7 protein-coding genes and 1 pseudogene are annotated in these 11,415 nt (G+C 30.0%); 7 read left to right on the top strand and 1 reads right to left on the bottom strand.

Features of this window, described 5'->3' with window-relative positions:
- Window positions 1–315 precede the first annotated feature (315 nt).
- The 4 genes from IHV10_RS13110 to IHV10_RS13095 are packed head-to-tail and all read left to right on the top strand — an operon-like array spanning window position 316 to window position 7,406.
- Window positions 316–1,743: an ATP-binding protein gene (locus IHV10_RS13110; protein ID WP_197130296.1), complete on the top strand. Its 1,428-nt coding sequence runs from the start codon at window positions 316–318 to the stop codon at window positions 1,741–1,743.
- Complete coding sequence (locus tag IHV10_RS13105; protein WP_197131147.1) at window positions 1,730–4,435, top strand: Z1 domain-containing protein; 2,706 nt, start codon at window positions 1,730–1,732, stop codon at window positions 4,433–4,435. The genes IHV10_RS13110 and IHV10_RS13105 overlap by 14 nt, the downstream gene beginning before the upstream one ends.
- Window positions 4,425–5,348: a PD-(D/E)XK motif protein gene (locus IHV10_RS13100; protein WP_231619550.1), complete on the top strand. Its 924-nt coding sequence runs from the start codon at window positions 4,425–4,427 to the stop codon at window positions 5,346–5,348. The genes IHV10_RS13105 and IHV10_RS13100 overlap by 11 nt, the downstream gene beginning before the upstream one ends.
- Window positions 5,349–5,363: 15 nt before the next feature.
- Window positions 5,364–7,406: an AIPR family protein gene (locus tag IHV10_RS13095; RefSeq protein WP_197130290.1), complete on the top strand. Its 2,043-nt coding sequence runs from the start codon at window positions 5,364–5,366 to the stop codon at window positions 7,404–7,406.
- A 232-nt stretch (window positions 7,407–7,638) separates the two neighbouring features.
- Here IHV10_RS13095 and IHV10_RS13090 read toward each other — a convergent pair whose 3' ends face one another.
- On the bottom strand, window positions 7,639–8,055 hold the full coding sequence (locus tag IHV10_RS13090) for a very short patch repair endonuclease (protein ID WP_197130287.1): 417 nt from the start codon (window positions 8,053–8,055) through the stop codon (window positions 7,639–7,641).
- Window positions 8,056–8,345: 290 nt separating this feature from the next.
- Here IHV10_RS13090 and IHV10_RS13085 point away from each other — a divergent pair, with 290 nt between their 5' ends.
- From IHV10_RS13085 to IHV10_RS13075, 3 genes and pseudogenes are all read left to right on the top strand, one after another.
- A complete protein-coding gene (locus IHV10_RS13085; protein WP_197130284.1) occupies window positions 8,346–10,046 on the top strand; it encodes a DNA cytosine methyltransferase in 1,701 nt (566 codons plus the stop codon).
- 27 nt (window positions 10,047–10,073) lie between these two features.
- A pseudogene (locus IHV10_RS23120) lies at window positions 10,074–11,005 on the top strand (phosphorothioated DNA-binding restriction endonuclease).
- Between the two features lie 173 nt (window positions 11,006–11,178).
- Window positions 11,179–11,406, top strand: a complete 228-nt coding sequence (locus IHV10_RS13075) for a single-stranded DNA-binding protein (protein ID WP_197130281.1) — start codon at window positions 11,179–11,181, stop codon at window positions 11,404–11,406.
- Window positions 11,407–11,415 lie beyond the last annotated feature (9 nt).

The raw sequence follows: 11,415 nt of genomic DNA, 5'->3' as shown, positions 1-11,415 counted from the left end.
TTTTGGTATAGTATTATTGGTACTATTAAATAATACTGAAGTTATTTGCAGCTTAACTTCAAATATTGATAATAATTGTGTATTTAATTATAGAGAGTTTGCTCAGCATTTAATTAAAGTATATCTTCTTGACTGACATGTTAAGAAGTCTACTATACACTGAAGATTTGTTTTATTGACTAAAAAGTAAGTTCCCTAATAAGTTCTTGGGAGTTGTAGACCAACCTAAAAAATCTCTTTTAAATAGAACTTATGTTTATATTTTATAGGTTCATAGATTAAAAAAAGATAAAAAATGTAAAGTGGTGATTAAATTTGATAACTGAAGTAGTACAACCAATTGTTTCCAATTTCATTAAATCCTTAAGAGATATTGGATACGTATTCGAAGTTGCTGTAGCTGATGTGCTTGATAACAGTATTACTGCAAAAGCAAATAACGTACAAATATCATGTATTCCGAATCCTGAAACAGTGTTTACAATTTTAGATAATGGTCTCGGAATGACCAATAAAGAACTTATTGATGCTATGCGTTTAGCTACAAATGATCCTGATTCACAAAGAGGGGCTGATGATTTAGGCAGATTTGGATTGGGATTAAAAACAGCCTCCTTCTCACAATGTACCGACTTAACAGTTATTTCTAAAAAAGACGCAGAGATTTCTATTAAACAATGGGACTTGGAGTATATATCTGAAAAGAACGAATGGTTACTAATAACGCCTGACATAATTGAGTACGAAGATATACCTTTATTCAAAGAGTTTAAGGAGCAAGAATCAGGAACATTAGTAGTATGGCGTGGAATCGACGCTTTTTCAGAGTCTGATATTCCTAATAAGATAGATATTTTAAGCAGTCATTTATCTCTAGTTTTTCATTGCTATTTGGAAGGAATAGTACCTGGGAAGAAAGCTTTAAAAATTTTTGTTAATGGTCAACAATTAGACCCTTTTAATCCGTTTAATCCTAAACATATAGCAACGCAACAATTGATACAGGAAAAGATTAAATTTTTGGATTCGGAAATAATGGTGCAGCCATATATTTTACCTCATCATTCCAAATTGTCTCAACAAGAGTTTGAAAAATACGCTACGAAAGATGGTTATACAAAATCACAGGGATTTTATTTATACCGTGCCCACCGGTTACTTATTTACGGCACATGGTGGGGTATGCATAGAACAAACGATGCTCATAAGCTCGTCCGTATAAAAATAGATATACCAAATAATCAAGATTTTGCATGGGGTATTGATATAAAAAAATCGTATGCAAACCCTTTAAGTGTAATAAAAAAAGATTTAAAAAGGATCATTCAACAAGTAACAATAAAGGGATCAAGACCTTTTACCGGTAGAGGAAAAAAAATAGAAGACTTGACAACTACTCGTTTCTGGGAACTAGTTGCTGAAAAAGATGAAATACACTTTGCAATTAACCGGAGTCACCCAATATTAAAAGAGTTTGAGAACAAGCTTCATGATGAACAACAAAAATTGTTAAATGTCATATTAATGGGGTTGGAGGGTTACTTGCCTTTAGATGCGATTGTAGCTCAGTTAAATATGAATCCCCTGAAAGTAAAACAAGAAACATTATTAAATGAAAACGAAATAATAGCACTTGTTGATAGTTGGCGGTCAAGTGGAATTAGTGAAGCTTTTATTAAGGAGTTATTAAAGACGGAAGTATATAAAAATAAGGAGGCTTATTTTGAAGATGCCACTCATTGATGAAAATAAAAAAAATATTATGTATAACCATGTAAAAGATAAGATTGTGGAAAACCTAACAAAACTAAGTGTATTGCAAGAAGAAACAATAGTGCAAGAAATTGGAGAATGGAAAAAAGTCATTGAAATTACTCCTCCTTCTATTCTAAAGACTATTCTAGGAATTGAAAATGAGCAACTAATACGTAAATTATCAGAAGAGGAATGGACTTACATAATAAAGGAATTAGAACAGGCTTTTATTGTCCGTATTTCATCTGGAATTCTTGTTGTAGGGGAAGAACAGAGAACTAGGGATCTCTCTTGGTGGACGAGTAAAAAACAGTTGGAAAGCGATAATTATTATTCAACAAACTACATGAATTACATGAAACGTATTTTACCAACAGAAATACTTAATACCATTAGCGAAGATACGAATGCAGTCATGAACAATTTAGCTGATCCTAATCTAGATGCATTTTCAATATACGGCATGGTTGTAGGTCACGTTCAATCAGGTAAAACATCAAACTATGCTTCTTTGATTTGTAAAGCTGCGGATGCAGGTTATCGCTTTATTGTCGTAATTGCGGGTGGGCAAAATAACCTTCGAGATCAGACGCAGAAGAGATTAGACGAAGTTTTTATAGGTGCAAACTACAAAGGTGTTGGACAATTAGCTGGATTTAAAAGGGAAAAAATGCCTGATAGTCTTACAAATGCTGATAATGATTTTAAAATTGAAACAGCAAAAGCTAGAGGGACTACAAACTTTGAAAATATGCAGTTGCCTATTTTAGTTGTTATAAAAAAACATACCAAGCCGTTATCTAATCTTTTAGATTGGTTAGATAAACATTATAAAAATCAAGTGGATAAAGCAATGTTGGTTATTGATGATGAATCAGATTATGCATCAATAAATACGAAAAATGAAGAAGACCCCACTGTAATAAATGAGAAAATACGTCTACTATTACAAAAATTCAAGAAAAGTGCATATGTTGCATATACAGCCACACCATATGCCAATATTTTTATTGATCATAAGGCACAAAATAATGAAATTGGAAAAGATTTATTCCCGCGTGATTTTATTTACGCTTTAGATGCACCATCAAATTATTTTGGAGCTGAGAAGATTTTTGGAAATGAGGACAAGAAATATATAGTTGAAATTCCAAATAATGAAGTAATGTTTGAATTAGATAAAGATATTAAATCCATACCAAAAGATATGCCATTTCTGATAAAGCACAAAAAAGATTATAACAAAGAATTAAATAGTTTACCCGAAAGCTTACATGATGCGATTCGCTTATTTTTAATTAATATTGCTATTCGAAATTTGCGTAACCAAAAGAAACACAATAGTATGTTAATTCATATTTCTAGATTCACAGATGTTCATATTCAAATAAAAAAACTAGTAGCAGATTATTTTGATTTATTAAAGAAACATATAAAAGCTTACGGACTGGTATCAAATCCTTTTAAGCATTCGTCTCATTTACAAAACATGAAAGAAACTTTCTATTCTAAATTAGAGAATATTGAGTTTGATTTTGAAACGATATTAAAAGAATTATGTCTAACAGTTGATACTGTACTAATTGTAGACGTACATCAACGTGCAAAAACACCATTAGCATATAGAGATGATATTCAGTCAAATGTGATTGTCATTGGTGGATTGAGTTTGTCTCGTGGCTTTACATTAGAAGGATTAAGCGTAAGTTATTTCTTAAGAACAACGATTTATTACGATACATTAATGCAAATGGGACGATGGTTTGGATATCGTATTGGTTATGAAGATCTCTGTAGGGTGTATTTAACAGATGATTTATATAATAAATTTGCTTTTATTATCGAAGCTACGAATGACTTAATAAATCGGTTAAATGATATGCGAGAGGAGAATTTAACTCCTGAAGACTTTGGATTAGCTGTCCAATTACATCCAGACAGCCTCTTGCAAGTTACAGCTCGTAATAAGTCGAAAAATACAGAAGAAATGTATTTGGAAATGAATTTAGATGGGTTAATTAAAGAAACTAGATGGATTAGTAATTTAAAAGAAGATCTTGAAGCAAATGAGGTTCTGTTAAAGGAAACTACTAAAGAGCTAATAGCTAGTAATGCGGAGCATATAGAAAATAATAGTCATATCTGGAAGAATGTTGATAAGACCATTATTCAAAACTTTGTTAATAATTATTGTTTATACAAAAATGATCCACTTGGTATAAAATCCAGAATGCCGATTGATTTTATAAAAGAATATATTCGAAAGAGTAATCTGGAATGGGATGTAGTTTTGTTTAATGGAAATGGAAATGGAATTTTCCAAGAGGGTAATATTATATTAAATCGTCAATTACGTAATGGAAAGCAGAAACAGGGATACTTTGAAGTAGCTAAAAGGCAACTTTCACGAGCAAGACCGGAAAGTATAGTTATGCATAAAGAACATAAAAATTTAAGCTCACGTGAAATGCGGAAGAAATTAGAGAAACCTTTACTCATGTTGCATGCTTTAGAATTAAGTTATGAAGAATGCAATAACAATTATAATGCTGTTGGTTTTGGTATTAGTTTTCCTGACTTGAAAAATAAACAGACAAATAGTATTAAAGTTCGAATTAATAATGTATACAGAACGCAGCTTGAAGAAGCATATAAGGATGAAGTTGACTATGATGAATAATCCATGGTTCGAACTTAGTACTCTCAGTAAAATTAGAATCAAAGAATCGATTAATTACAATGCCTTCTGGATCCTTGATGCGTTAAATCAGTATGGGCTAATGATCCAGTGTGATGATGATTTTATTGATCCAAAAGAATTTAAGCTTAAAGGTATACAAATTAAGGTTGACAATACTACATCACCAAACCAACTTATTTTGTTATTAAAGGAAAAGAAAGATTGGGAACTGTTCTATGTACTTTGCAATGATTTAATTAATGTAATGAAGGGACATGATGAAGAAGTAATAGAAAAGGTGATAAAACGTTTAGAAAGGTGGCAGAAATTATTACAAAAAACTTCACTGAAAATAATGTCTAAAGAGGAACAAATGGGATTATACGGAGAACTGAAAATTTTAAATGATTACATAATCCCTACCTATGGATATATACAAGCTATACACAGTTGGGTTGGAGCACTTGGGGATAAACAAGATTTTCTATTGGGAAACTTATCAATAGAAGTGAAATCCTTTAGGTTGTCGTCCGGTAACTATGTTTGGATTTCTTCTAAGGAACAATTAAATTCAGAAAAAACACCTTTGTATCTTTTTGCCTGTGGTTTAAACGAAGTTAGTAATGGTAAGACAATTGCAGATTTAATTGAAACTATTTCTGCACAAATAGATACGGAAACTGTGTTAAATGAGTTCATAGAAAAGATTGAACAATATGGTTATGTATCAGAACTGCAGAAAGATGATTTATCAAAATTCAAATTAGAAAAAATTAATGGATTTGAAGTAAAAGAAGGTTTTCCGAAAATTTCTTTAAATCAAGTTTCCTCGCTAATAAAAGACATGAAATATAGCGTTGATTTATCAGGTTGTTCACAGTTTAAAGTGAATATTCCCGGAATATTAATATAATTGGAGATGTAAGCCGTGATAACTTTAGAAGAGTTTCATCAAGACTTTTTACAATCAATTCTTTCTGATTCAGAAAGTCGTGGATTACTCAAAGCGCAATCATTTTTCGAATTAGTTTGTGAAGATCTTATGCAAGTAGGGGATTTAACAAATGAATATGCCATGGCAGAATTTATAAAAACAGGTTCAGAAGTTTATGGCTATGATTATGATGAAAATAGAAAAATATTTACATTAATTAATTTTCAATTTTTCCAAAATGACGAAATTGAGACATTAACAAAACAACATGTAAATATAAAATTTAATAGATTAAAAAAGTTTGCAGAGTTATGTATGGAAGGGTTATATAGTGATTTAGAAGAAACCTCCGATGCCTATTCACTAGCATTTAATATACATCGTTTTATGCAAAATAACTTAGTAGATAAATTTCGTTTACTAGTATTAACAGATGGTAAACTAACTAAAAGTATATCCCAGATACCTAATGATTTAATATCAGACACTGTGTGTGAACATCAAATTATTGATATTAATTATTTATATAGTATCTTTATGTCTGAAAATAGTTCAGGTTCTTATGATATTGAATTAAATATTCCATACATAAAAGTTATTAGCTCATCCAGTGAATATCAATCTTATTTAGGAATAATGGATGGTGAACAATTATTTGAAATCTATGATGAATTTGGTCAGAAACTCCTTGAACAGAATGTTCGAACCTTTTTGCAATTTAGAGGGGGAGTTAATAAAGGAATAAGAAATACCATACAGTATAAACCAGATATGTTTTTTGCCTATAATAATGGGATAACTGCAACTGCAACACAAGTTGAAACAAGAGACGGTTTTATTACCAAAATTACTGATTTCCAAATTGTAAATGGCGGCCAAACCACTTCTGCAATATATGCAGCAAAAAAAAATTCGAAATTGGATATTTCAAAAGTATCAATACAAATGAAATTATCCGTTGTTAATAACATTGATAAAAAAAGTGAATTTGTATCAAGTGTATCCCAATATGCAAATACTCAAAACAAAGTTAATAAATCAGATTTCTTTTCTAATAGTCCATTTCACAAAGAAATGAAGGATTATTCCAAGCGTATATGGGTTGCCACTCGCGGTGGATCACAAAAACGTACACATTGGTTTTATGAAAGAGTACGTGGAGAATATCTAAATGAACAGGCTTATTTAACTCCAGCAAAGAAAAAGCAATTTCAAATTGAAAATCCAAAAAACCAACTAATTGAAAAGACTTTCCTAGCAAAAAGTGAAAATTCTTGGGATAGAAAACCGCATATTGTTTCAAAAGGTGCACAATATAATTTTGAAGAGTTTGCAAATTCTGTAACAGATATGTTAGAGAAAAATCATTTGGCAATTACAGAAAATTATTTTAGAGATGCAGTAGCAAAGGTCATTCTATTTAGAGAAACTGAAAAAATTGTATCAAAAGCTACATGGTATGAAAATGCTTTTAGAGCACAAACTGTTGCATATTCAATAGCATTACTCTCCCATATAATTTATAAAAAGAATCTCTTTTTTAATTTTAATAGAGTCTGGGATGATCAACGATTACCAATTGAACTACTAGATATAATGAAAATAATTACAAAGGAAGTATATGAAAGGATAACGAATCCTCCACCTGGAGCTGCGAATATAGCACAGTGGTGTAAAAAAGAGTCATGTTGGAATGATGTTAATCGTATTGATATTGATCTAGAACCTATCAAAAAAATGTTTAAAAATAAAGAGGAAGTAAAATATGAACAAAAATCAGAAAAGCAACTAAAAGAATTAGACAATGGTATAGAAATTCAAGCATTTGTAATTCAAACAAACATTGAAGAATGGATACAGTTATATGGTTATTATATGACGAATAATAATTATAAATCTCTTACAATTACTCAAAGGGATATTTTAAAAAAATATTCAGAAGGAAGAATCTCTTTTCCATCTGAAAAACAGTCAAAGGTTCTATATAATTTATTTCAAAAAGCGGTTAAAGAAGGATGGGAAGTTGTTTATAGTTAATGTTAAAAATTTTTCTGGAAATCAGTAAGGAATTTATTTAAAGTAGCTTGTTAAACTTCTTTGAAACCGTGTTAAGAAATTATATAATATTGCTAGCATACTTTTAACTCACTCCATTAATCTTATCCACTACAATTGAGGTGAATTTTAAGAGCTAGCAATTTTTAATTTAAATTACTAAGGGCAAAAAGATTCAAATGTCATTACTGCACAATAAATGATTAAACAGCTATCATTGAGTTTTTAACTTATTAATAAATGATTCGAGCTCATTGATAACTTTATAAAAATCTTTCTTTAAATCATGTTCCCAAACCCTCTTGTAATGCCAGTCATTATTTAAATAATATTTTTCAACTTCTAAATCTCTAGTTTTGTTTCTGTTCAATTTTTTAATCCAATACTCTTGATTTGTTTTAGGAATATTTCCATGAAGATCACAAGCATGCCAAAAGCAAGAATCAATAAATATAACTACTTTATATTTTTGTATTGCTATGTCAGGCTTACCATATAAGGTTTTAACATTTTTTCTGAAACGTAGTCCTCTTTTCCAAAGTTCACGTGTAACCATGTTTTCTAACTTGGATTGCGACCTTATAGCTTGCATATTTTTTCGTCTTTGTTCTTTAGTGATTTTTTCTCTCATTAGCATCACCTATTGAGCATTTTTTATATGGTATACCCTTTATTTCAATTGTTAGTTCATTAGGTTTAAGAAAGCATCCTATAAAATTTATTATTACAATTAAATGTATAGACAATTTAAACAATCTTATCCTTAAAAAGGAAAGTGCAATTGTAAAGAATACTGTAAAATAAGTAAAGAGAAAAGTCTAATATAATATATGTTTCTATTGTATAATAAACGTTGCTTATTTTAGGTGTTAGTTGTAAAACATTAATGTACATTCGTATGTGCAGTTTTAGGAGTTTGATATGAAAAAGTTAAAAGTAATTGATTTATTTGCTGGAGCTGGGGGACTAAGCAACGGGTTCGAACAAACCAAAAGTTTTAAAGTTGTATGTGCTGTAGAATTGAATAAAGAAGCATTAGATACATATAAAGAGAATCATAAAGAGAATGATAATATTATATATCGTCAGGATATTACTACTTTTTTTCCAAGTAAAGAAAAAGAATTAAAAAATATCCCTCCAAGTGAAATAGTTGTAATTGGAGGACCGCCATGTCAGGGATTTTCTAATGCAAATAGACAAAAAAATTATTTGTTATCAGGTAATAATAAGTTGGTTAGAGAGTATGTAAGAGTTATTAGGGAAATAAAACCTGCCGGATTTTTAATGGAAAATGTTAAAGCTATGAAGTCGGATAAGCATAAATTTTTTGTAACTAAAAGTGGAATTGACACCAACAGTGAATTTCTGGAAAAGTATGGTGTTAGAACTGTTAAAGAACATATTATTTTAGCTAATTTTGGTGATCTTGAAACAATTGGTTTACAATTCATTAATGATTTCCCAAAAGTAAGTTATTGGCCAGAGCCTATCTTTAAATTAGATGAAATGTTATCAAAAATCAGAATGATAGAACGAGCTATAAGGTATAAGAGAAATATTTCATTTACTAAACAATCAGATTCAGTATTATTAAATAAAATGGCAATTGCATTAGGAGAATTCGAGGATAAATATAAAATAACTTTTAAGAAAACTATAAATTTATTATTAACACTTGCAGATAAAAAAAATGTATTTTTAGACGATGTTAATGAAATAAATGCATTAATTAAACTAAATCGATTATTGTTGCATTGTAAAGAATTAAAAACTGAAGACATTAATTATAAAATTATTGTACAAAAAAATATGGGCTCTGGAATGGAAATAAAAGCAGAAGTTTTTTCCTTTGATGTCGTTGATTATTTGTTAAATATATTTAAGAAAGAGCTTGGTTATACAGTAGATGATCGTGTGCTAACAGCTTCAGATTATGGAGTACCTCAAGAAAGAAAAAGGTACATGATAATAGGTGTTAACAATGAGGTTAGTAATATATTAAAGATTGATTTTCCGAAAAGACTTGAACGTATTAAAAACTCTCTAACAGTTTATGATGCAATATATAGTTTGAAAAATTATACTCCATCAAAAAATGTATTTAGAGATGAATCTTTTACTATTCCATTAAAAGAGCGCCTAAAAAGTGAAAGTAAATTAGAAAAATACTATACAGTTGGTTTTACTAAATTTAATGTTTCGAATCATGTAACTACTGAAAGTCGTGAAATTAGTAAAAACAGGTTTGCTCATTTACAAGAAGGACAAAACTTCCATAATTTAACTGAAGATTTAAAATCAAACTATACCGATATTTCAAGAACTCAAAACACAGTATACTTAAGGTTAAAGTATAGTGAACCATCAAGAACAGTTGTTAATGTAAGAAAATCAATGTGGATTCATCCTGAAATAGATAGAGCATTGAGCATCAGAGAAGCAGCCCGTCTTCAGTCATTTCCAGATTACTTTATCTTTAAAGGGAGAAAAGACTCGCAATATCAACAGATCGGAAACGCAGTACCACCGTTAATGGCAAGAGCTGTTGCAGAGTCAATGTTAAAAATGTTAAACAGAGAACCAGAAAGAAAAATTGCAGAGGATTTATTCGATAGGTAGGGGAAAACAAAGTTATTCATTTTCTAAATGATATTATGTAAAGGAACATATTTCTTAATAAGGTGGGTAATTATCTTGCTCCTAGTAGAATTAAAGGATCGATTTAACAATATAGCAATCTGGAAAAAAGGAAATCAAAGAGCTCCTCATAAACCCTTATTATTGTTATATGCACTATCACAAGTAGATATAAAGAAAGATAGATATATTCCATATAATGCAGTACGTGAAAAATTAGGTTACCTACTTAAACAGTTTGGACCTGATCGAAAATCATACCATCCTGAACAACCTTTTGTATGTTTAAAAAATGACGGAATATGGGAACTGAATCAATCAATCCAAAATAATGAGTTTTCAAACAGGTTATTACTTGCACAACATATATCGGGAGGGTTTACACAAGAAGTATACCAACAATTAGTCGGGAATCCTGAGCTTATACATGAATTAGCGCAAATGATTCTAAATCAACACTTTCCTGAAACGTTTCATGAAGATATATTAAATGCTTTAGAGCTAGATTTCCACGTTGACAAAAAAGAAATAAAAGAAAGAGAGACAGTGCTTTTAGAGATAAAGTACTTAAAGCATATGAATATAGTTGTGCGGTTTGTCGATTCAATGTCAGATTATCAGAGCAATTAGTTGGTATAGAAGCAGCTCATATAAAGTGGCATCATGCGGGTGGGCCAGATAGCGAAGATAATGGAATTGCATTATGTTCGCTCCATCATAAGCTTTTTGATAGAGGTGTTTTCACTGTTTCAGATTCAAGGCGTCTAATAGTTTCTGAATTTGCTCATGGTAATAAAGGTTTTGAAGAATGGTTATTAAAATATCATGATCAGGAGATAAAAAAACCGATTCATCCTTCCTATGAAGCAAATATGAATTTTCTGAACTGGCATTATCAAGAGGTATTTAGAAGTCCTGGCAGATTTATTGTGAGACAGTAAGATTATTCATAGTATTATTGTCAAGATTTTTACTTATTTTGAAAACTATATTACTATGGAATAATGCAATCATTGAGTTAGAAGATAAGTAACTTTTCTTTACACAAGTGAACGTATGTTCTATTATAAACTTATGCTTATGTTTATGACTTAGGATAAAGGAGCATTGAAAAATGGATTGCATGAGATTTGCTATTCAAGAAGTCGAAAATTTAATTCATGGGGAATCATTTTTAGTCAAAGATTTATTTAAAGGTTATGAATGGAATAGATTAAGTATTGGCGATAGGCGCTCATTAGGTTCATTATTTTTACATGAAGCAAAATATGGTGGACTTAAAGAAAGTATAATAGTTGGTCTGAAAAGTAGCGCTAATCAGCAACAATATATAAAAAGATAATAGTTTAAA

The organism is Fictibacillus sp. 5RED26, assembly GCF_015903895.1.
Taxonomy (GTDB): Bacteria; Bacillota; Bacilli; order Bacillales; family Fictibacillaceae; genus Fictibacillus; species Fictibacillus phosphorivorans.
The sequence above is the reverse complement of the archived record's forward strand: the minus strand, read 5'-3'. Positions and strand labels throughout refer to the sequence as shown.

Excerpts from the sequence above, each read along its gene's own strand:
- IHV10_RS13105 (WP_197131147.1), top strand. The coding sequence starts at position 1,730 with ATGCCACTCATTGATGAAAATAAAAAAAATATTATGTATAACCATGTA.
- IHV10_RS13100 (WP_231619550.1), top strand. The coding sequence starts at position 4,425 with ATGATGAATAATCCATGGTTCGAACTTAGTACTCTCAGTAAAATTAGA.
- IHV10_RS13090 (WP_197130287.1), bottom strand. The coding sequence starts at position 8,055 with ATGAGAGAAAAAATCACTAAAGAACAAAGACGAAAAAATATGCAAGCT.
- IHV10_RS13085 (WP_197130284.1), top strand. The coding sequence starts at position 8,346 with ATGAAAAAGTTAAAAGTAATTGATTTATTTGCTGGAGCTGGGGGACTA.
- IHV10_RS13075 (WP_197130281.1), top strand. The coding sequence starts at position 11,179 with ATGGATTGCATGAGATTTGCTATTCAAGAAGTCGAAAATTTAATTCAT.